The following is a 23,231-nucleotide window of genomic DNA, read 5'->3' as shown; positions in this document are numbered from 1 at the left end:
TCCTGTTATTGTTAATTTTTTCCAATCTTTGGCAATACTGATTTAACGCGCTTGATGCCTCTGGCCGAATCTATATATAAACCTCAAAATCCCATTGTAACGGCCTGCAGAACATCGTCAGCACTATTGCAAAAATATGGGCTTTGTACCGCCCTTGCATTCTGCGGCGGATCTGAAGGAAGGATTAACGTTTGGCTGATAGGCATCTTTAAACCAATGGCAAACCTTATCGCTGTCTCCTAGGCCGCCGTAAAGGAATTAAAATATAATCTGCGATGGCTTGAGCATCTGCATAGAGGGAGGATTTTTCAATAATAAAAAATGCCTTATTGGTTAAATAAGGCATTTTTTGTGCGTCAAGGTTAAATTAAATATTATCCTAATGATATTCTGTTTGCGGCATCCCTTTTTTTCTGGTCAATCACCTTTACATATACCTGCGTGGTCTTAACGCTCCTATGGCCTAGCATTTTTGAAATGGTAAAAATATCTGTTCCCGCAGTCAGCTGGAGCGTAGCATAAGTATGCCTAAAGCAGTGAAAGGTAATATGCTTATTAATGCCAGATAATGCTACCCATACTGGAAGTACCCGGTCTACATCCCATTTATTTAATCCTTTAAACACCAGTTCCTTTTCACCTTTTCTTTTTCCAAGCAGCTCAAAAGCTTCATTGGAAATCGGCATTGTTTCTGCACCTTGAGTTTTTTTCTGGCGGAATATGACATAGTAGCCATCATTCTCAATGTAATGGATTTCAGACCAGAGCAGCTTCGCAATATCCACATAACGTATTCCTGTCAATACCGAAAACATCGAAATTTTACGCACTAAGGAATTAGGACATGGAGTCCCAAAGAGCTTTCGGGTCTCTTCAATAGTCATAAAATTGCGCTGAGATTCCATTTCTTTTATAGATCCAATTTTTGCATTTATATCGGTTCTTAATTTATCTTCTTTATACGCCCCTTTTAGAGTTGTTTTTATTTTATTGTAATAGGAAAGCGCTGTATTGCGAGAAATCTGCTTATTATTTTTTCGCATGCTTCTCGCTTTGAGAAGATAATCTCTGAAGTCCTCAATAACTGTAACCGTAACGTCCTTAAACAGCAGATCATTTCCATTTAAAAATGCTTCAAAGTGCGCTATGGCACAGTTCCATATCGATAGATTATTTCCTGTTTTTTTCTCTCCTAGCTTTTTATAGTATTGGAGAAATGATTCGTTTCCGCGGGCCTGAATTTGCAGCTGCTCTTTTTCAAATGGAGAATAGATCTCCGATTTATTGATTTCATTCTGTCTTCTTGCTCGGATCAGTTCCGCCGTATGCAGATTTTCAGAATTTGACAGCTTCTGATGCTGATCTGCCGGCTTCTGATAGATATAGAGTTTCAAAAACTCGCGTCTGGTGTAGTCATTTGCTCTTGAATCCCACACGGGAGGATAGAAATCCAAATAGAGAGACATTCTTCCCTGAGAAATAGCTTTCTTTCTAAGTGTTATGATACTTTTACTCATGGCTCTGAATGTTAAATAATAAATCTAAATCTCTTTTGGAAACATAAACAAACCTGCCTACACTGTATTTTTCAATCCTTGCTCTCAGCAAAATGCCGTATAAAGCTGCAGGAGAAATATTCAGCTTCTTCTGTATTTCAGAAATTGTATAGCAGTGCTCAATTCCTGGAAATCTCTGAACAGTTTCTTCATTTTTTCTGCTTTCATAAAGCCTTTCAAAAAAATTATCGATTTCTGCACGATTTATCAAAGTCTTGGCTCCTACTTTTCTAATGGCAATTTCATTCCTTGAAATTACCCTATAAAGCGTCCTCTTGCTTATTCCCATAAAAAGACATGCTTGATCAATAGTGAAAATTTCAAGTTTTTCCAGCTGCTCGATATCCGCATCATGCATGGATTTCATTTCTTGCCGTCTCGCCTCTTTCTTTTTCTCGCTGTTTCTTTTCTTGTAACTCTTGCTTCCGCAGGTTAGCGAGCAAAATTTTGTTTTAATTGTCTTTGCTGTAAATTCACTATTACAGAACTGACAGATTTTGGAAATCCTAATGTTTGAACCCATAGTTTTTAAATTTAAGTTTCCTACTGCACTTAAATGTCCTTAAAACTTCCATAATTACTTTCCAAACTCTGGAATCTGCCTTGCCAAAATATAGGGGCACAAGACAAACGATATGCTCAAAAAATAACATTTTTGCTAATTTCTCTTCCAAAAATCCGATCTTTAAAAACCTCAGCAAAATGTACATTTGTGCCATCATTTATCCCTTTTTGTCACAAAATTTGTACCTCGAAATCCGAGGTACAAATAAGGTACAGATTTAAGCAAAGCAATACCAAATATTCCAAAATAAAAACCATTAAAAAAAGAGCCAAAATATTAATTACCAACATCTTAACTCTTTTTGTTATTTTTTGTTTTGCGTTTCTTTGTTCCTTCTACTTGCCAATACAGAAATTGGCAAAGATATTCCCCAACAACTCGTCGTTTGAGACTTGACCTGTAATAAGTCCGAATTGATATAGAGCTTCGCGAATATCTAGCGCTATAAGATCACTTGAAAGACCCGATTCTAAACCAAATTTTACTTTCTGAATTTCATCTAAAGCTTTTAATAATGAATCGTAATGTCTTGTATTGGTAACAATCGTTTCATTATTACGAAGCGCTCCTGTATTTACAAAAGACAATAATTCATTTTTTAAATCCTCTACTCCTATTTTTTCTTTAGCAGAAATTAATAGCAGTTTTGCATTTAGATTTTCTAATTGATTGGTAATATTCGAAACTTCATCAGCAGATAGAATATCTTTTTTGTTGACTACAATAAGAAGTGGTTTTAGGGGATATTTATTTTTAATCTGCTCAATTTCATTTACAAATTCAGAACTTGAAGTTTGGAATTTTAATCCATCAAATAAATAAATTACAACTTGAGCCTGATCAATTTTTTCAAAAGTTTTCTTGATTCCGATACTTTCTACAACATCTTTTGTATCACGAATTCCGGCAGTATCAATAAATCTAAATCCGATTCCGCCAATTACCAATTCATCTTCAATGGTGTCACGAGTTGTTCCTGCAATGTCAGAAACAATCGCGCGTTCTTCGTTTAATAAAGCATTTAATAAAGTCGATTTTCCAACATTTGGTTCCCCTACAATTGCAACCGGAATTCCATTTTTAATTACATTTCCAACAGCAAACGAATCGATTAAACGTTTTAAAACAAATTCAATTCTGTTTAATAATTCATGAAACTGCGTTCTGTCTGCAAACTCTACATCTTCTTCAGCAAAATCCAACTCCAATTCAATTAAAGAAGCAAAATTTAAAAGCTCTTCTCTAAGTTTCGCAATTTCATTACTGAATCCGCCACGCATTTGCTGCATTGCAATTTGATGAGAAGCTTCATTATCCGACGAAATCAAATCAGCAACTGCTTCTGCTTGTGATAAATCTAATTTCCCATTTAAGAACGCTCTCAATGTAAATTCACCCGCATCGGCCATTCTACAGCCATTTCGCAATAATAATTGAATAATCTGCTGCTGAATATAAGTCGATCCATGGCAAGAAATTTCAATTGTATCTTCTCCTGTATAAGAATTTGGGCCTTTAAAAACAGAAACTAAAACTTCATCTAATGTTTTGCTTCCATCTACAATATGCCCTAAGTGAAGCGTATGCGTTTTCTGCTTGGTTAAATCTTTGTTTTTAATAGATTTAAACACCGAATTACCAATGGTAATAGCCTCGGCTCCAGAAATACGAATTATGGCAATAGCTCCAGCTCCCGAAGGTGTAGCCAAAGCAACTATAGAATCTTGATTTATCATGCTGCAAAGGTATAAAAAAACGCTCAATTTCTTTTCTACATCAATACAGCTGCATTCAAATAAGAAATCTTCAAATTAATTAAGATTAATAAATTATTAATTGTTAAAATACTGATAAATATCAGGTTGTTTTCTTCGCAGAATGAGTAAATTTGAGAGACAAACCTTAATCTTAAGTACTATGAAAAAGATATTATTCCCAACCGATTTCTCTGATGCTGCCACCAATGCATTTGTCCATGCTTTAGAATTTGCTAAAGTGGTAAACGCCGAATTGATCTTACTTCATACTTTCGAGATTCCTGTTTACGACAGCCAATTCTTTCCAGAGAATTATGCTTCCATATACAGTTCAATCGAGCTAGCAAAATTTGAAATGTTTAAGGATGAAATTCCGAAACTAAGAACTATTGCTGCTGAACGTAATTTGGAAGACATTGTGATCAAACACCGTTTAATGGATGGCGACCTAATTTATAATCTTAAAAATGCAGTCGAAGAAGACCAAGTCGATTTTGTGATCATGGGAACCAACAGCGCTTCTGACTGGACTAAATTTTTCACGGGTTCTAATACCGAGTCTGTGATTTCAGGAGTTGAAGTTCCTGTTTTATGCATTCCTATAGATGCTAAATACAAAAAGGTTAAAACAATTGGTTTTACAACACGCTATCGCGAAAAAGACAAAAAAGAACTGAAAAAGGTCTTGAAAATTGCAAAAAAAACAGATGCTAAGGTTAAAAGCTTATATGTAAAAACATCTAATTCTGATGTTACGGAAGAAGCTCGAAAAGAATTTGAAAAAGAATTTGCCGGGGAAAATGTTGAGTTTTTAGTTCTTCCAAGTGATGATGTAAAAGAAACCATCCTTGATTTTGTGCTATATAAAGACATTGATATTCTGACGACCATAACACATAAACGATCCTTCTTTGAAAGCCTTTTCGATTCTAGTTTTTCAAAAAAAATAGCCAAAGAAGTTACCATTCCGATTTTGGTTATGCATGAAGATTAAATTACAATATTGATGATTTTGTGACTTAAAAGCTATATTTGTATTTCAAGCAAAATAATAGAATGAAAGCATATCCAGACAACGTTGCAAAATACTCAGAACTCTATAATAAAACCAACAAAAAATACAACAGCATAAGCCTTTTGAGGCTATTAAGTATTTTTCTCTTCTTGTTTTTTATATTTTATTACATCAAAACAGATCATATACTTTATGTTATCCTAGCTGTTTTATCTTTTGCTGGTTTTATTTTTTTTATGAGAATACATTCTCGAGTATCATTTCAAAGATTGCTGGCAGAAACGCTTTTAAAAATTAACAAGAATGAAATTGCTTTTCTAAAAAGAGAAAAAACACCTTTTGAAAACGGAACTGAATTTATCGATTTTCATCATCCGTATGCATATGATTTAGATATTTTTGGAGACCATTCTTTATTTCAAAACTTAAACAGAACAGCTTCTTTCATCGGAAAAAAAACGCTTGCAGAACAATTGCTTCATACACTTCCTGAGAGGGAAATTTTAGAAAATCAGGAAGCTGTAAACGAATTAAAATCAAAAATTGATTGGAGACAAGAATTCCAGGCTTTGGCAATTTTAAGTCAAGATTCAAAACAATCTTATGAAGCAATAAATTATTGGACTTCATTTACAAACAATTCACTACCTAAAGTTTTAGTTGCATTATCATTTATTCTCCCAGTAACTTTTTTTGGGTTTGTGGCTGCGTATTTTATTACATCAAAAACCATTATACTTTCTTATTTGACGTATGTCTTTATTGCCAATTTAATTGTTTTAGGAAGAGCAGTAAAGAGAATTCAATCGGAAATAGCAAAAGCTGATAATGTTTCTAACATCATAAAGCAATATAGTTTACTGATTGAAAAAATCGAGAACGAATCTTTCCAATCTAAAAAGTTACTCCATTTACAAGAACAATTGAATTTTAAGAATGCAAAAGCAAGTCAGCATTTAAAGCAGCTTTCTGAGTTATTTTCAAGAATGGATACGATAAATAACTTTGTTACAGCCACTTTATTCAACGGAACATTCTTGTTTAATCTGCATGTTTTAAAAGCATTATTAAAATGGAAAGAAGATTATGCTTCAGAAATGAATCATTGGGTTTCTATTATTGGAGAAATTGAAGCACTAAACAGTTTGGCAAATTTGGCGTATAATAATGAAGATTTCGTTTTCCCTGATATCAATTCAGAGTATAAAATTGAGTTTAAAAATCTAAGCCATCCGTTATTAAATCCTGCGACAAGAGTTGGAAACGACACGCAATTTCACCCACAATCTTTTGTGATTTTGACTGGTTCCAACATGTCTGGAAAAAGTACATTTTTAAGAAGTTTAGGAGTCAATATGGTATTGAGTGGAATCGGATCAGTAGTCTGTGCTTCAGAAGCTAAAGTTCATCCACTTCCAGTATTAGTTTCAATGCGATTATCTGATTCTTTATCTGATAGCGAGTCTTACTTCTTTGCTGAAATCAAACGTTTAAAACAGATCATGGATGAGCTTGAAAATCAGCCTGCTTTTGTTTTATTAGATGAGATTTTAAGAGGTACAAATTCCGAGGATAAAAGAAACGGAACAATTGAAGTAGTGAAAAAGATAATTTCTAAAAAAGCCATCGGAGCCATCGCAACTCACGACATCGAAGTTTGTCTGACTACAAATGAATATCCTGAAATTTTAACCAATCAATGTTTCGAAGTTGAGATTCAAAACAACGACTTACATTTCGATTACAAACTCCGAAACGGAATCTGCAAAAATAAAAGTGCAACTTTCTTAATGCAGAAAATGGGGGTTATTTAATTGTGAATTGTAAATGATGAATTGTGAATTAAACTTTACGCAAAGAATAAATTAATAATTTACAATTCACCATTTACAATTAGAAATTAATTTTCCTCGTACATTTCCATCCACAAACGGGTTTCTTCCAAGTCTAGTTCTTTTTCTATTTTGCGGAAGATTTCTTCGTTGACAGAACCTAATTTATGCATTGATTCTAATTTTGCTCGTTCTACATTCAGCAAATCGATTTGAATTTTAGTGAAATCATTAAAAATTTCTCCTCCAAGAAGTTTACCGTTTCCGAAGAAATTAGCTGGAAGTTCAGTCTTTTGAAGACGGTTAAATTTTACTTCATATTTGCTTTTAATGTTATGAAGCAATTCGTCATTCAGCAATGAGAAATTATCTTCAATATGCGCAATAGTTTCCGAAACAATTACATTTCGAATATTATATTCTTCTGCAAGTATCGAATATCGCTCAATTTTAAGCTTTTTAATCAGCCACGGAAGCGTAAGACCTTGTATAACCAAAGTTGAAAGAATAACGCAGAAAACTAGATATATAATTAAATTTCGAAGCGGAAACTCTTCCGTTTTATTCAACATTAACGGGAGCGCCAACGCCGCAGCCATAGAAACGACTCCACGCATTCCAGACCATCCAAAAATGATCATATTTCGGTAATCAAAAGCTTCTTTTTCACGAATCCTTTTACTAAGCATTCTCGGAATCATCGTTGCAGGAACAACCCATAAAAAACGAACTAAAATCACTACAATGCTTATAACAGCACCCCAGATAAATAAAGAATTCCCAGAGTAATTGCTAATTCCTGCAATAATCTGTCTTAATTGAAGTCCGATTAAGATAAAAATCAATCCGTTTAAAATGTTATTTAAAACATCCCAAATTGTATTTGTCATAATTCGGCTTTCATGAGAAAATATCGTTCCTGATCTCGCCGCCAGAAAAAGACCGGTCGTAACCACAGCCAAAACACCTGAACCTTCAAAATGCTCCGCAAGAAGATATGAGGCAAAAGGTGTCAATAATGTCAATGTCACTTCGATAATATCATCACAAACAAATCTTTTATGAATGTAAAACATGACGTAACCAACAGCCAAACCTATTGCGATTCCCAAAACCGACATCAATACAAAATTTAACCCAGCTTGCCACAGAACAAAATTCCCAGCTGTGATAGCCGTCAAGGCATATTTATACGCCACAAGACCACTTGCATCATTCACCAAACTTTCTCCTTCTAGAATAGCAATTAAACGCGGATTAAGTCCCAAACCTTTTGTTATGGCTGTTGCCGAAACCGCATCTGGCGGCGAAACAATGGCGCCAAGCAAAAAAGCTAACGGCCAAGACATATCATCTATTAGCCAATGTGCAAAAACAGCAACTAATCCCGTCGTAAAAAAGACCAAACCTACAGCGGCAAAAGTTATTGGACGAATCGATTGCTTAAAATCAGACCAGCTGGTGTGCCACGCGGCGTGATATAAAAGAGGCGGTAAAAATATTATAAATACAATTTCTGGACTTAAAGCAATTACAGGAAGTCCTGGAACAATACTAATCACAACACCGCACAAAACCAAAACAATCGGAATTGGGAAATTATATCTTTTGCTAACAAGACTAAGAAAAGCTACACCGAAAAGCAGCATTATGATTACGGTAATATTCTCCATTTGAGGGTATTTATTGGATTTTGGGTTATCGAATTTGGGTACTAAATTAAGATTTTATGACAACTAAATTAGATTAACCTTAAAAAAATAGAACATCAATTTATTGACTTATATCAAACTTTTTGGTTTTAAACCGCTTTAGATTTGCTTCTTATTATTTCTAAAAAGTTTTTATGATAAGTACAAAATTAAGTCCGTTAGTGCAATTTGGAATTTCGAGTAAAGAACGTGTTGAAAATGCTTTGGAACAGCTTAAAAGCGGAAAAGGTGTTTTGGTAACCGACGATGAAAACCGAGAAAATGAAGGCGATTTAATATTTTCTGCACATCACATTAACGTTCATGATATGGCGCTAATGATCCGAGAATGTAGTGGAATTGTCTGTATTTGTCTAACGAATGAAAAAGCAGATCAATTGGAACTTCCATATATGGTAAAAGAAAACACGAGCAGTTTTCAGACGCCGTTTACCATTACTATTGAAGCAAAAAATGGAGTTACCACTGGAGTTTCTGCAAAAGATCGAATTACTACCATTAAAACAGCTGTTGCAGTAAATGCAAAACCAAAAGATTTGGCAAGACCTGGACATATTTTTCCGCTTAGAGCAAACGACAATGGTGTTTTAGGAAGAAATGGTCATACTGAAGGAAGTGTAGATTTAATGAAATTGGCAGGTTTACAACCCGAAGCTGTCCTTTGTGAATTAATGAACGAAGACGGAAGCATGGCGAAACTAGACAAAATCATTAGCTTTGCACAAGAACACGATTTAGTGGTTTTATCTATTGAAGATATTATATATTACCGCAAATTCGTTAGAGATTATAATTAAATGATATACGAACAGCTTGGCAATTCCATTCGAAAAAGCATAAACGTTTCTGATGAAGATTTAGAAACCATTCTCTCCTATTTTAAACTTACTAAAAAAGAAAAAAATGAGATTTTGCTAGCTCAAGGCCAAATTAGTCAAGAAACATTTTTTGTTGCAAAAGGCTGTCTGCGCATTTTTTTTATTAATGAAGAAGGAAAAGACGCGACACGATATATTGCTTTTGAAAATCAGTTTGCTACAGCTTTAGTCAGTTTTATTACTAAAATGCCAGCACTTGAAAATATTCAGGTTGTAGAGAAATCAGAATTACTAAGCATTTCCCATGAAGATTTTAATCATTTAATGGAAATTGTTCCGCAATGGCGTGAGTTTTACAGCAATTATCTGGAAAAAGCTTATGTGAATAATGCCAATCGGTTAATGTCTTTTACGACAATGGATGCTTTGGAAAGATATAATCAGCTTTTAAAAATTAATCCTGCGATTGTGAAAAGATTACCGAATAAAATTGTGGCTTCTTATATTAATATTTCTCAGGAAACTTTGAGTAGATTGAAGTCGAAGGTTTGATTTTTTGATTTTGATCGTGCTACTTGTGGAAATGTCTCCTTCGTCGACATGACAAAACTATATGGAAAACCTTTGTGGAATTTCACGTGAGATTCCTCGTTCCTCAGAATGACAAATAGTTATGAATAAAAAAAAACCGAATCTTAAATTTAAAATTCGGCTTTCATTTATTTATGATTCACAACTGCTGCAAGAAACAAGACTTGTTACCAATTCTTTCGAAACACTTTGACTTCTTTGGTAGTACAAACTTTTTACTCCTTGTTGCCAAGCTTCGATCATTAAACGGTTTACGTCTTTAATTGCTAATTCTGCTGGAATATTAAGATTTAAACTTTGTCCTTGATCTACAAATTTTTGGCGAATTCCTGCTTGCTGTACAATTTCTAACTGGCTGATTTCTTTAAATGTTTTAAAAACATCTTTTTCTTCTTTAGTCAATTGTTCCATATGCTGAACACTACCACCGTTTAGCATAATCCCTCTCCAAACTTCTTCATTATCTAAGCCTTTTTCTTCCAACAGTTTTTTAAGGTATTTGTTTTTACGCATAAAATTACCTTTGCTCAATCCAGCTTTGTAATAATTACTGCTGAAAGGCTCAATTCCTGGCGAAGTTTGTCCTAAAATCGCAGAAGAAGAGGTTGTTGGTGCAATTGCCATTGTGGTTGTGTTACGTCTTCCGTAACCTTTTAACAATTCTGGCTCGCCATAAATTCTAGCCAATTCTTGACTTGCTTTATCAGCTTTATCACTAATATGTTTGAAAATTTCTGTCGTTTTCATTTTAGCTTCCATTCCTTCAAATGGAATCATGTTTTTCTGCAAATAAGAATGCCATCCTAAAACACCTAGACCTAAAGCACGATGTCTTTTAGCAAATTTATTAGCTGCAGAAAGATAATAGTTGCCTTCCGTTTTTTCGATGAATTCCTGTAAAACGGCATCTAAGAAAAAGATCGCCAATTTAACTGCTTCGGTATCTTTCCATTCATCATACAATTCTAAGTTCATAGAAGATAAGCAGCAAATAAATGATTCGTCATGCGTAGATGGCAACATGATCTCACTGCATAAATTACTGGCATTAATTCTAAGATTCTGATCTTTATAAACTTGTGGCTTATTTTTATTTACGTTGTCACTAAAGAAAATATACGGTAATCCTTTTTGCTGACGGCTTTCTAATACTTTTGCCCAAATTTGTCTTTTATCAACATCCCCATCAATCATTTCTTGCATCCAGTAATCTGGTACGCAAATTCCTGTAAACAGGTTTTGAATCGGGTTTCCAATACTTTTAATTTTCAAAAACTCTTCAATATCTGGATGATCAACATCCAAATAAGCTGCAAATGCACCACGACGAACGCCACCTTGAGAAATAGTATCCATTGCTGTATCAAAAAGTTTCATGAAGCTTACTGCTCCACTACTCTTTCCGTTATCGGTTACAGCGCTTCCGCGTTCGCGCAATTCACCAAAATAACCAGAAGTTCCGCCTCCAATTTTAGTCTGCATAATTACCTCGCCCAATTTATGAGTGATGCCTTCAATTTTATCTGGAACGTGTACATTAAAACAAGAAATTGGCAAACCTCTTTCTGTTCCCATATTGGCCCAAACCGGCGAACTGATACTCATCCAACCTCTTTCAATCATTTCCATGAAAGATTCTTTCAATTCTGGTTTGTAAAGTCTTCTAGCTGCGGCTGTACAAATTCTATCGATTGCTCCTTCTACAGTTTCTCCTTTTAAAAGATAACCGCGATTTAAAATCTGTTCGCTTTCAGAATTTTTCCACCACATTTTACTATCGTTTTGTGGTTCAAAATTGTTGTTTTCAGGGTTTATGTCTGTTGTATTCATAATGTTTTATAGGCTTGTATTAGAAAAGATCGTTTGCAGTGATACTTTTATCGTGTTTTGTATATTCTACGGGGCGTTTAGCAAAGAAATCGTCTAAACTGTTTGCAAAAACCTCTTCTTCAAACCAAGTCATTTTTGAGTATTCTTCTGGAGAAACATTAAAAATAGTTTCGATATTGATTTGTTTCAAACTTTCATCAATTCTAAATTTCATGAAGTTTACCAAATCTTCTTTGTTGATCGTTTCAACAGCACCATTTTCGAAAATCCAATCTAAAATATCAGCTTCAACACCAATAGATTCTTTTACTGTCTCTCTTACCAGTTCTAAAGTTTCTGCATCGAAATATTCAGGAAACTCTTCACGGATTTTATTAATGATATAAATTCCACCATTAGCATGAATCTGCTCATCGATTGAAGTCCAAGCGATAATATTGCTCACGTTCTTCATATATCCTTTGAATCTTGTGAAAGACAATAAAATGGCAAATTGACTAAACAATGAAACATTTTCAATCAAGATACTAAACAGAATCAGCGAAACCATATATTTTCTGTTATCCTGAGATTTCGTGTCTTTCAATACATTCGAAAGATAATCCACACGTCTGCGAATTACAGGAACATCCAATAATTTCTCAAATTCGTCATTATAACCTAAAACTTCCAACAAACGAGAGTACGCTTCAGAATGTCTAAATTCACATTCTGCAAAAGTAGTTCCCAATCCGTTGAATTCTGGTTTTGGAAAATGCTCATATATATTTCCCCAAAAACTTTTTACAGCTACCTCAATCTGTGCTATCGCCAATAAACTATTTTTGATTGCTGTTTTCTCTGCCAGATTTAAATGTGCATGAAAATCTTGCGTATCGGCAGTAAAATCTACTTCAGTGTGTACCCAGTAAGCTTTATTAATCGCTTCGGTAAATTGCAGAACCTCAGGATATTCAAAAGGTTTATAATTGATTCTTTTATCGAAAATTGACATATATAGAGTTTTAAGTGACTATTTTGAAATAGAAATGCGAGCGCTCAAATTGGGGAGTGGTATTAGCGTGATTTCTATAATTACAAATTTAGCCTACAGTTATTCTTTTGTCGAGTTTTAGATGTTAAAAATCTGTCCAATTATCAACAGTTTCAACTCTTCAAAAATCCATTTCAAATCAAATTTTATCAACATGAAAATAATGTTCTGTAATTTGCAATGAACTAGCATTTTCCCTAAAAATAATATCAAGTTATCAACATCAAAAAATGAGCTTTACTAGGTCCGAAACAAAAACAGTTATCAACATTCGTTTTTCAGAAATAGAAATTTGAATGACAATTTCTATTTCTGAAAACGCTATTTATTAATAATTATTCTAAATAATATCATTCACAACAAAATCATAATAATCTTTACTACAAACCATTAAGCCTACTTCATTCTCAAAAAATCTCGGAAACAGAGTAAAATCAGTTCAAAAAACATAAAGACTAACTAAATCTTCTTTTCAAAATTCATAATAGATACAAGAAAACAAAAAATCTAAAAACTTGATTTATTAATACCATAAAAAAGCAGTCAAATTAAAACAAAATTAAATTTTACTTAAACGATTCTTAATTATAAACAAAACTTAACCCTAAATCCTTTTTTACATTAAATTATTCTTGCATTAAGAATATAAATTTTTACATTTGCTTTTATTTTTATTTATTCTAAATAGAATAAAATATTCTCAAAAATAAATTAATTGTACAATTCAATAACCATAAATTATCGAAATATGAAAAAGAGCCTTTTTGTTTCTTTTGCATTTGCTGCTACTTTATTTGTAAATGCACAACAAAAAAACTCATTGTTAGATGCTGCTTTCTGGAAAACGTCTCCAACTCTTGAGACAGTTCAGGCAGAAATCGCTAAAGGAAATAATCCAGCTGAAGCCAATGCCAATGCATTTGACGTTACCACATTAGCGATTAATAACGATGCTCCTTTTGCAACAATCAAATTCTTAGTTGAACAGCCAGGAAATTCAATCACAAAATTGACTCATGATAATCGTATTTATCTACATTGGGCTGCTTATAGAGGAAATACTGAATTGGTTCAATATTTAATTGCTAAAGGTTCTGATGTAAACTTTGAGGACAGCCACGGAACAGCTCCTGCTGACTTTGCAGCTTCAAGCGGACAGTCAAATCCAGCTCTTTATGATTCTTTTTTCAAAGCTGGACTTAATCCGACAAAAAAATATGCTAATGGCGCAAATCTTTTACTTTTAGCTATTGCATCGGATAAAGATTTGAAAGCTGCAGAATATTTTTCGACTAAAGGGATGTCGTTAAAAGATGTGGATAATGATGGAAATACTGCTTTTACATACGCAGCAAGATCAGGAAACATTCCGCTTTTAAAGAAACTTCTAGAAAAAGGAATTAAACCAACAGATGACGCCCTTTTATTTGCAGCGCAAGGAAGCAGAAGAGATGCAAATACTCTTGAAACTTACAAATATTTGGTTGAAGAAGTAAAAATTAAAGCAACTGCTCAAAACAAAGCAGGACAAAATGTATTGCATTTCTTGGCAGGAAAACCAAATCAGACGCAAATTATTCAATATTTCTTAGCAAAAGGTGTTGATGTTAATAAAGCAGATAAAGAAGGAAGCACACCATTAATGGCTGCAGCTGCGGCAAGAGATGCAGCAGCTTTGGAACTTTTTCTTCCAAAAGCTAAAAACGTAAATGCACAAAATCTAAAAGGAGAATCTGCTTTGACATTTGCTGTAAAAAACGGAACTCCAGAAGCTGTAAATTTACTTTTAGCAAAAGGTGCCGATGTGAATGTGAAAGATAAAGACGGAAACAATTTAGGTGTTTATTTGGTACAATCTTATCGTCCGGCAGGAAGAGAGAAAGCAACAACAGACCCTTTTGATGCAAAAGCTAAATTACTTCAGGATAAGGGTTTAAATCTTGTAGCTCCTCAAAAAGATGGAAACACTTTATATCATTTAGCGATCACTAAAAATGATGTTTCTCTTCTTAAAAAAATTACTGATTTAAAAGTAGACATCAATGCAAAAAACAAAGACGGTTTAACAGCTTTACATAGAGCGGCAATGACTTCTAAAGATGATGCTATCTTGAAATATCTAGTTTCAGCTGGCGCTAAAAAAGACATCAGCACAGAGTTTGATGAAACTGCTTATGCTTTAGCAAAAGAAAATGAAGTGCTTACAAAAAATAATATCTCAGTTGAGTTTTTAAAATAACTTTTAAGAGTTATGAGTTTTGAGTTATGAATTATGAGTTGAAAATCTAAGTCATAATCCAAAACGCAAAATTCATAACTCATAACTTATAATTCATAACTTATTTTCATGAAATCAATATTAAAAATTGCTCTTACAAGCGCTTTTATCTTTTTAGTTTCTTTCCAATCGCAAGCACAATCGAGCAAATACAAAATTATGCTTCAAATGAACAATTATATGGGCGAAGGAGCTTATATAGTTGTTTCTTTGATCAATGCAAATGGTGAGTACGAAAAAACGCTTTATGTAATGGGCGATGACAAAAAATGGTACAAATCATTAAAAGAATGGAATAAATTCCACTCTAAGAAAAATGAAGATATCAGTGCTAAAACTGGAGCTTCTGTAACTGGTGGAGACCGTAGTGTTACAACAATCGAAATAGAGAATTCTAAAATCAATAAAGGCTACAAACTTCGTTTTGAGTCGGCTGTCGAGGATCAGAAATATTATGTAAGCGATCTTGAAGTTCCGCTTACTACTGAAGGTCTGGCTGATAAAACAGACGGTAAAGGCTACATTAAATATGTAAGATTAAACAAAATATAATCTTTAGCACATTATTTTTTAACCTTATAATGAGTACAAATTTTATTTTTGTGCTTAGAATTAAAATCTGAGCTTTGTCATTGTTTTAAACTTTGACAAAGCTTTAAACGTTTTATAATAGAATACACTCAATGACTCTTTCTTTCTGGCGTTACGCACATTTGGCTCTAGCCTTATTTTCTTCTATTTTTTTGCTTTTGGCTTCAGTTACCGGAATTATTCTGGCGGTCGATGCGGTTCAGGAAAAAACACTTCCGTATAAAGCTGAAAATTTTAATGAAATAACTCTGGGCGAAACGCTTCCTGTTTTAAAGAAAGAGTACTCTGAAATTACAGAATTGAGTGTAGATTACAATCAGTTCGTAACGCTTCAGGCAATTGATGCAGACGGAAATGACGTTAAAGCATACATTGATCCAAAAACTGGAAAAGCATTAGGAACTCCTGCAAAGAAATCCGATTTTATAAACTGGATTACGAGTTTACATCGTTCACTGTTTCTTCATGAGGCAGGACGTTTTTTTGTGGGCGTAATCTCTTTTTGCTTATTGCTAATATCCATTTCAGGTTTTGTGTTGGTTTTAAAAAGACAGCGCGGCATTCGAAATTTCTTTTCTAAAATAATCAAAGAGTATTTTGCTCAATATTACCATGTGCTTTTAGGAAGATTGGCTTTAATTCCGATCTTAATTATTGCACTAACTGGAACTTATTTATCTTTAGAAAGATTCAACTTTTTTATGAGCGAAGAGAAAGCTAAACCTATAAAAACAGAACTTTCGGAAAAAGACAAAACAACTTCAATTTTCAATACTACTTTATTATCTGACGTAAAGAAAATCGAATTTCCTTTTACAGATGATCCTGAAGAATATTACATCATTGAATTAAAAGAAAGAGAAATTGAAGTAAATCAGGTTACAGGCGCTATTATTTCTGAAAAACGCTCTCCAATGACAGCGCAATTTGCAGCGTTAAGTCTTGATCTTCATACGGGAAGAATTAACGGAATTTGGGCTGTCATTTTAGCCATTGCCTGCATTAATATTTTGTTCTTTATTTATTCTGGTTTTGCTATTACTTTGAAAAGAAGATCAAGCCGAATTAAAAATAAATTTAAAGCAAACGAAAGCACATTTATTCTTTTAGTAGGTTCAGAAAACGGAAGTACATTTAGATTTGCCAATTCGATTCAGAAACAGTTAATTGATCATGGACAAAAAGTTTTTGTTAGCGAATTGAATAAGTTTACGGCATATCCGAAAGCAGAACATATTATCGTTTTTACATCAACGCATGGTTTGGGAGATGCGCCTTCTAACGGAACACAATTCAAAGCTTTAATAGAAAAACAAAATCAAGAACAGAACATTAATTTCTCTGTGGTTGGTTTCGGTTCAAAATCATATCCAGATTTTTGCCAATTTGCTATAGAGATTGATCAGCTTTTAGGAAAACAAAAGTGGGCAGATCGTTATTTGGATTTAAAAACGGTAAATGACAAATCGGCTGTTGAATTTGTAGAATGGGTAAAATTATGGAGCGAAAAAACGGGAATTCCGTTGACGACAACTCCATCTTTATACAACCATGTTCCAAAAGGTTTGCAAAAATTTATGGTTTTAGATAAAACACCAATTTCTGAAACTGAACATACTTTTATTCTGACTTTAAAATCTAATGCTAGAACTAAATTCAGTTCAGGCGACTTGCTAGCGATTTATCCTGCAAACGATTCTAGAGAACGCCTCTACTCTATCGGGAATCATTCTGGCAATATTCAGCTAGTTGTAAAATTACACCCAAACGGATTGGGTTCTGGATTTTTGAATGCTTTAGAACCTGGAAATGTAATTAAAGCGCAAATTGTTAAAAATCCTGCTTTTCATCTTCCGAAAAAAGCTTCTAAAGTAGCTTTTATTTCTAACGGAACAGGAATTGCTCCTTTCTTAGGAATGATCGAGCAGAATAAAGCAAAACAGGAGCTTCATCTGTATAGCGGATTCAGAATGGAAACGCCAACATTAATGGCGTATAAAAAGTTCGCTGGAATTATGATTCAGAAAGAGCAACTGGATAATTTTCATGTGGCACTATCGCGCGAAGCAGAGCATATTTATGTAATGGATTTGATTAAAAGAGATGCTAATTTCTTCGTGAATTTATTGAAGAAAGACGGTGTCATTATGATTTGTGGCTCATTAGCAATGCAGAAAGATGTAGAAAATATTTTAAGTGATTTGTGCGCAACAAAAGGATTAAAAACGCTTGAAGAATATAAAGCAAATAAACAATTTTTAACGGACTGCTATTAGTGGTTGATGGTTAATTATTAATTGTTGATTTAGATTATGTACAAATCCTAGAGGGATGACATATTTATAGATTAAATTTGATCTACAAACAGTTAAAGCCCCAGCGGGGTGAAATAATTGTTCTTAAAATATATCGCTCCGCTGGAGCTTTGTTTTCCGTTATCAATCAATTATCTATAAATATTTTACTCCTCTGGAGCTTATAAAATATATTATGCATAAATTATTATCCTATAAAATTTCATTATTTTTTGTAATGATTTGCTGTTTATCAGTACAATCGCAAGTATTACGAAAAAGAACAACGCTTTTAATGGGCGGACGTTTTGATATTACTATTGTAGACAAAGATTCTCTTTCGGCAGAAAAAAATATAGATGAAGTTATTGCTGAAATTACACGAATTGAATATTTAATCTCCGATTGGAAACCAACTTCTCAGGTTTCTGAAGTCAATAAGAATGCTGGAATAAAACCTGTAAAAGTCGATCGTGAAGTTTTTGAATTGACGAAAAGAGCGATTAAACTTTCTGAAATTACCAATGGCGGTTTTGACATTAGTTTTGCTGCAATGGACAGAATCTGGAAATTTGACGGTTCGATGACCGAAATGCCTTCGGCGGAAGCCATAAAAAAATCGGTGGAGAAAGTAGGCTATAAAAACATTATTCTAGACAGTACAGAATCAACCATTTTCTTGAAATTGAAAGGAATGAAAATTGGTTTTGGCGCTTTAGGTGAAGGCTATGCAACTGATAAATGCCGTGCCATGATGATTGCAAAAGGTGTTCAAGCTGGAATTATAAATGGTTCTGGAGACATGAGCACGTGGGGAAAACAGCCCAACGGAAAAGATTGGAGAATCGGAATTACAAATCCGTTTAAGCCTGAAAAGATTTTAGCTGCAATTCCGCTTAAAGATGGTGCTGTCACGACTTCTGGCAGTTATGAAAAATTTGTTGTTTTTAATGGAAAGCGTTATTCGCATATTATAAATCCTGCAACGGGTTATCCTGCAACTGGTCTATGCAGTGTAACAGTCTTTGGCCCAAACGCCGAAACCGCCAACGGATTAAGCACTTCCATGATGGTTTTAGGTCAGAAAGAAGGTTTGCTTCTACTTCAAAAATTTCCCGATTATAGTTGTGTAATGATTACTGATAAAGGGCAAATTGTTAAGTCTAAGAACTTTGCTTATAAATTGTGAGTTAGAAGTTATGAGTTATGGGTTGTAAGTTATGAATTGCCTCCAGCTTTAGCTGGAGGTGTAAAAGAAAGCTATGCAAGGCTTTAGCCAAACTTTCTTTCGGCTAAAGCCTTTTTTATTTCATTTTAAAATAACCTACAGCTAAAGCTGGAGGCAACTCACAATCTATAACGCCAAAAAACTAAATTACTTCGCTCCTTTTGTGAAATTGAACAGACATTAATTTCACTAGTCAACTAAATTTATTTGTATTAAATAATGCTTTGTTTTAATTCTGTTTGATAAAAAACAAAACTTCTTCGTAATTGGCAATTTGTATGAGGGCATTGTAAATGTATTTTGAAACCAATGCACCACCATCTGAATTAATCAGTTCAATATCATCGTCTGGCGTGTGGTATTGCGGATGTCCTCCTGTATGAAAACCAACTGCCGAAATAGATTCTTTATAAAAAGAAACATGATCTGAACCGCCGACGTCACCTGCGTGAATAACAGGATTCAATCCTGAGTTTTCTTGCAGCTTTTTCATTAATTCTACACCATTCGGAAAAGTTCCTGCTCCGCCCATATAAAGTTCTTTTTTATCATTCAATCTTCCGACCATATCCATATTGAGCATTACTTTTACAGCTTCTTTTGGAACGGTAAGATGATTGACAAAATATTTTGAACCTAGTAATCCTTCTTCTTCTCCGCTAAACGAAATAAAAATGATGCTTCTTTTTGGTTTTACTTTTTGTTTTGAGATTTCTTCTAAAATACACAGCAAAGCCGAAACTCCCGACGCATTATCATCTGCACCGTTATGAATGGCAAAAGCTTCTTTCTTTTTACTTCCTGAACCTTGTCCGCCCCAGCCCCAATGATCATAATGTGCACCGATTACGATGTATTCGTTTTTCAAAGCAGGATTTGAACCTTTGATATAACCCACAACATTTTGCGTTGACACACTATCCGATTTCATTTTATTGATTCCTTCTTTTACAAACACCTTGAAAGGCTGATAATAACTATCATTGAATTGCTGCAAACCATATTTCTTAAAATATTTTTTGATATATGCCGCTGCATCGTTATTTCCTTTAGTTCCCACAAAACGACCTTCTAGTTTATCAGATGAAAGAAATTTGTCATGTTTGTAAAAGGTCTTAGCCATTTGTGCATTCATGAAAGTGTAGCAAAAGAAAAAAATTGCAATAGAGAGTTTTTTCATAATTAGTTGTCTATAGAATGGAACGCAGATGATACATATTCGCCTTGCGAAGACGCGGATAAACGCAGATATTATAAAAAAAATCCGTAAAAACAGCGTCTTTACGAAGTAAATCCGTGTCATCCGTGTACCATCAATTCAAAGATTATAAATCAAAAGAAGTATGTTTAATATATTTTCGATCATAAGTATACAAAACATGTATTCTCTTGTCTGTGGTTTGGATTATGGCTGGATAGCTGAATTCTCCTTTTTCTTGTTTTTCGAGATCAAATAATTTCGTCCAATTTAAACCATCTTTAGAATATTCAACATCTAGAATATTTCGTCCGTTAAACCAGTCTTTTCCAATTGGCAGCGGATTATTTACCAATAAAAACAGATTTTTATTGATTGTTAAGGCATCAATTCCAGAATTTGAATTAATGACATTTATAGTATTGGTTCTTATCCAGCTTTTTCCATTATCTCCTGACCAGCTAGAAACTACTTTATTGTGTTTGCTTCGAGACAGCATTTGAATATCACTTTTGCTATGAATCAAAAATGTCGGCTGAATGACATCAAAATTCTGGTTGTTTTCTACCGCTATTTTTTTCCAAGAATCTGTTGCTTCTGTATATTCTTCCACATGCACGCGCCATTGGTCTGTGTTGACGCTTTCTGTGCTGCTTCCGCATAAAATTACGCCTGGAGTAGTTTCGATTGGTTTGTTTCGGATTGGTCCTAAAATTCCGTCTGGAAGATATTTTGGTTCTCCCCACGTTGCTCCGTTATCTTTTGAAACCATCATTGCGCCAAACCATTCTCTCGGATTTTTTCCAATTTTATAAAACAAATACAAATTCTGGCTTTTACTCTTAAACAAAACTGGATTCCAACAAGGAAGCGTATCGCCATTTTTAATTAGTGGCTGAATCAAATTTTTAGGTGCAGACCATTTTTTGTCTTTGTACGCCGAAATGTAAATTCCGACATCTTTTGCACCTTCATATTTTCCTCCAAACCAAGCTGCTAAGATTTCGTTTGGCTTATATTCAACCAAAGTTGAGGCATGGCTATTGGTTGTAACAGGCGGATCTGCAATATAACTGCTTTCGATATTTACAGCTTTTAATTGTGCCTTTGTTTCATTAGAAAAAAGAAATAAAGCAAACAACGCTGCAACAGTATATTTTGTCTTTAAAATCATTTTATTTTGATGAAAATTAATTATTGTATGTTATGAATTAAAGTTGGGGCAAAAATTCACTGGCCTTTATAAAAAACAAAAGGAGAGTTACCTCTCCTTCTGCTCAAGTAACAAATCGTTTGATCTTTTACTTTACCAAATTAATTATTTTGTGTCCCACCAAAGTCTTGTTCCACCTGAATCTGGACCTCCTAATTTAGCAACTCCGCCATCAACAGCTTCTTTGTTTGATGAGTACTCATTTGTAGTGTAAATAATTCTTTTCATCAAAGATTTACCAACTCCTGCATCTGGATTATCCGTATTTAAAACTGGATAAATTACTTTAGCATCGCTTCTACGTAAATCTGCCCAAGCTTCCCAAGATTCTGGGAAAATTGCTAAGTATTTCTGAACTGCAATCTGAGTTCTTTGATCAGCAGTAGATGCAGACCATGCAACTGGCAATTTAACTGGAATATCTTGTAAATCTAAAGTTGGATATAAAGTCAAAATGTTTGGTAATGTAGGCAATGTAGAACCATTGATGTAAGCACTAACTGCAGCAGCATCTGTAATTCCCCATTGTGCAAGAGATAATCTAATACCTGTTTCATACAAAGTTTTAGCATCTCCGCCCATGTTCCATCCATTTAAAGCTCCTTCTGCTCTACTTAAGTAGTTTTCAGAAGCCATAAAGATTTCAATGTTTTTAGTTTCGCTAAGCGTATTAGCAGCACCATTTCCTAAAACGTCATTGTTGAAAGCAGAGAATTTAGTAGTTCCAAATTGATCTTCTAAACCTCCAACTGGGTTTCCTCTATAGACTTTAGTCGCAGCTGTAGCATCAAGTGGAGCAAACCATTTTTCTAAACGTGGATCGTTGTATCCAACTAAGATACTTTCCATAGAAGCAGTCATTACATAACCCCAGCTATTTACAATCATGTTTAAATTGTTTGGCGTAATGTTACTTGCTTTAAAGAATGCACTTTGATCATTTGTCTGCATTACTCCAGCAGCAACCGCAGCTTCAGCTTGAGTTTTTGCATTTGCAGGTTCTTTATCAGAAATTCTTAAAGCCAGACGTAATCTCATACTGTTTCCAAAGATTCTCCATTTGTCAACACTTCCTGAATAAACTCTATCATTTGGGGCAAGAGAAGCAACTGAAGTTGCAGAAGTAGAAGTTAATGTTGCATTTGCTTCGTCTAATAATTTAAAGAAGTCTGCATAGATAAATTCTACGCTATCGTAAGGAACTTTATCTTTTCCGTTTCCTGCTTCAGTGTAAGGAATTGGTCCGTAAGCATCAACCATTTGGTTGTACATAAAAACTTTCCAGATTTTTAAAATTGCCAATGCTTCTTCATTTCCTTTAGATGCCTTAATAGCATTGGATAAAGCTGGAGCAGCAACGGTGTAAAATCTTGTCCATCCTCTACCTTCGTATCCGTTAACGAAAGCATTTCTTTCAGTACCGTATCCACAGTTTAAATAGTGGATAAAAGTTGAAGATAAAATACCTGTTGCAATACCCCAAGTACCTTGATCATCTACTCCTGGAGACGAATAAGATCCATTGTGGATACCTGCGTACAATGCAGATGCAAATGCAGGCCCTGCCAATGTAGCATCTAACTGATCTTCAGTCAATGAATTAGGATCTTTGTTTATTTCGTCAAAGTCGCCAGTACAGCTTGACAAAATCGAAACTGCCATTAATGCAACTCCTAATGTTTTTATTTTAAAACTATATTTCATGATATCTCTTTTTTAA

At 34.0% G+C, this 23,231-nt stretch carries 17 protein-coding genes; 8 read left to right on the top strand and 9 right to left on the bottom strand.

Translation table 11 applies throughout. From position 1 onward, the window contains the following. Positions 1-374: 374 nt before the first annotated feature. From DMB71_RS14920 to mnmE, 3 genes are all read right to left on the bottom strand, one after another. Complete coding sequence (locus DMB71_RS14920; protein ID WP_111367372.1) at positions 375-1,517, bottom strand: site-specific integrase; 1,143 nt, start codon at positions 1,515-1,517, stop codon at positions 375-377. Beyond that, positions 1,510-2,079 (bottom strand): helix-turn-helix domain-containing protein, encoded by a 570-nt coding sequence (locus DMB71_RS14915; RefSeq protein ID WP_111367371.1) that lies wholly within the window; start codon positions 2,077-2,079, stop codon positions 1,510-1,512. The genes DMB71_RS14920 and DMB71_RS14915 overlap by 8 nt, the downstream gene beginning before the upstream one ends. Before the next feature lie 377 nt (positions 2,080-2,456). Continuing rightward, entirely contained in the window at positions 2,457-3,857 is a 1,401-nt protein-coding gene (gene mnmE / locus DMB71_RS14905) for a tRNA uridine-5-carboxymethylaminomethyl(34) synthesis GTPase MnmE (RefSeq protein ID WP_111367367.1), read from the bottom strand. Between the two features lie 181 nt (positions 3,858-4,038). Here mnmE and DMB71_RS14900 point away from each other — a divergent pair, with 181 nt between their 5' ends. After that, on the top strand, positions 4,039-4,872 hold the full coding sequence (locus DMB71_RS14900; protein WP_111367366.1) for a universal stress protein: 834 nt from the start codon (positions 4,039-4,041) through the stop codon (positions 4,870-4,872). A 62-nt stretch (positions 4,873-4,934) separates the two neighbouring features. Continuing rightward, on the top strand, positions 4,935-6,707 hold the full coding sequence (locus tag DMB71_RS14895; protein ID WP_111367364.1) for a MutS-related protein: 1,773 nt from the start codon (positions 4,935-4,937) through the stop codon (positions 6,705-6,707). Between the two features lie 86 nt (positions 6,708-6,793). On the opposite strand, the gene DMB71_RS14890 is transcribed toward DMB71_RS14895, so the two are convergent. After that, complete coding sequence (locus DMB71_RS14890) at positions 6,794-8,398, bottom strand: Na+/H+ antiporter (protein WP_111367363.1); 1,605 nt, start codon at positions 8,396-8,398, stop codon at positions 6,794-6,796. Between the two features lie 173 nt (positions 8,399-8,571). On the opposite strand from DMB71_RS14890, the gene ribB reads away from it, so the two are divergent. Next, a complete protein-coding gene (gene ribB / locus DMB71_RS14885; protein ID WP_111367361.1) occupies positions 8,572-9,234 on the top strand; it encodes a 3,4-dihydroxy-2-butanone-4-phosphate synthase in 663 nt (220 codons plus the stop codon). Further along, a complete protein-coding gene (locus tag DMB71_RS14880) occupies positions 9,235-9,807 on the top strand; it encodes a Crp/Fnr family transcriptional regulator (protein ID WP_204251796.1) in 573 nt (190 codons plus the stop codon). 171 nt (positions 9,808-9,978) lie between these two features. Here DMB71_RS14880 and DMB71_RS14875 read toward each other — a convergent pair whose 3' ends face one another. Further along, on the bottom strand, positions 9,979-11,676 hold the full coding sequence (locus tag DMB71_RS14875) for a ribonucleoside-diphosphate reductase subunit alpha (RefSeq protein ID WP_111367359.1): 1,698 nt from the start codon (positions 11,674-11,676) through the stop codon (positions 9,979-9,981). Between the two features lie 19 nt (positions 11,677-11,695). Continuing rightward, complete coding sequence (locus tag DMB71_RS14870) at positions 11,696-12,670, bottom strand: ribonucleotide-diphosphate reductase subunit beta (protein ID WP_008467402.1); 975 nt, start codon at positions 12,668-12,670, stop codon at positions 11,696-11,698. A 787-nt stretch (positions 12,671-13,457) separates the two neighbouring features. On the opposite strand from DMB71_RS14870, the gene DMB71_RS14865 reads away from it, so the two are divergent. The 4 genes from DMB71_RS14865 to DMB71_RS14850 all read left to right on the top strand — a co-directional run bounded on the left by DMB71_RS14865 (position 13,458) and on the right by DMB71_RS14850 (position 19,061). Then, positions 13,458-14,948 carry an ankyrin repeat domain-containing protein gene (locus DMB71_RS14865; RefSeq protein WP_111367357.1) on the top strand — a complete coding sequence of 497 codons (1,491 nt, stop codon included), beginning with the start codon at positions 13,458-13,460 and terminating at the stop codon, positions 14,946-14,948. A gap of 108 nt (positions 14,949-15,056) precedes the next feature. Then, a complete protein-coding gene (locus DMB71_RS14860; RefSeq protein WP_111367356.1) occupies positions 15,057-15,539 on the top strand; it encodes a DUF2271 domain-containing protein in 483 nt (160 codons plus the stop codon). A gap of 131 nt (positions 15,540-15,670) precedes the next feature. After that, positions 15,671-17,854, top strand: a complete 2,184-nt coding sequence (locus DMB71_RS14855) for a PepSY domain-containing protein (protein WP_111367354.1) — start codon at positions 15,671-15,673, stop codon at positions 17,852-17,854. A gap of 214 nt (positions 17,855-18,068) precedes the next feature. Next, positions 18,069-19,061 (top strand): FAD:protein FMN transferase, encoded by a 993-nt coding sequence (locus DMB71_RS14850; protein WP_239452985.1) that lies wholly within the window; start codon positions 18,069-18,071, stop codon positions 19,059-19,061. 268 nt (positions 19,062-19,329) lie between these two features. Here DMB71_RS14850 and DMB71_RS14845 read toward each other — a convergent pair whose 3' ends face one another. From DMB71_RS14845 to DMB71_RS14835, 3 genes are all read right to left on the bottom strand, one after another. Continuing rightward, positions 19,330-20,280 carry a M20/M25/M40 family metallo-hydrolase gene (locus DMB71_RS14845; RefSeq protein WP_239452984.1) on the bottom strand — a complete coding sequence of 317 codons (951 nt, stop codon included), beginning with the start codon at positions 20,278-20,280 and terminating at the stop codon, positions 19,330-19,332. Between the two features lie 145 nt (positions 20,281-20,425). Then, on the bottom strand, positions 20,426-21,472 hold the full coding sequence (locus tag DMB71_RS14840; RefSeq protein WP_111367351.1) for a sialidase family protein: 1,047 nt from the start codon (positions 21,470-21,472) through the stop codon (positions 20,426-20,428). 144 nt (positions 21,473-21,616) lie between these two features. After that, the gene (locus DMB71_RS14835; RefSeq protein ID WP_111367350.1) at positions 21,617-23,215 is read right to left on the bottom strand and encodes a SusD/RagB family nutrient-binding outer membrane lipoprotein; all 1,599 of its coding nucleotides are present in this window, start codon (positions 23,213-23,215) and stop codon (positions 21,617-21,619) included. Positions 23,216-23,231 lie beyond the last annotated feature (16 nt).

Source organism: Flavobacterium tistrianum (assembly GCF_003254545.1).
Classification (GTDB): Bacteria; Bacteroidota; Bacteroidia; order Flavobacteriales; family Flavobacteriaceae; genus Flavobacterium; species Flavobacterium tistrianum.
The sequence above is the reverse complement of the archived record's forward strand: the minus strand, read 5'-3'. Positions and strand labels throughout refer to the sequence as shown.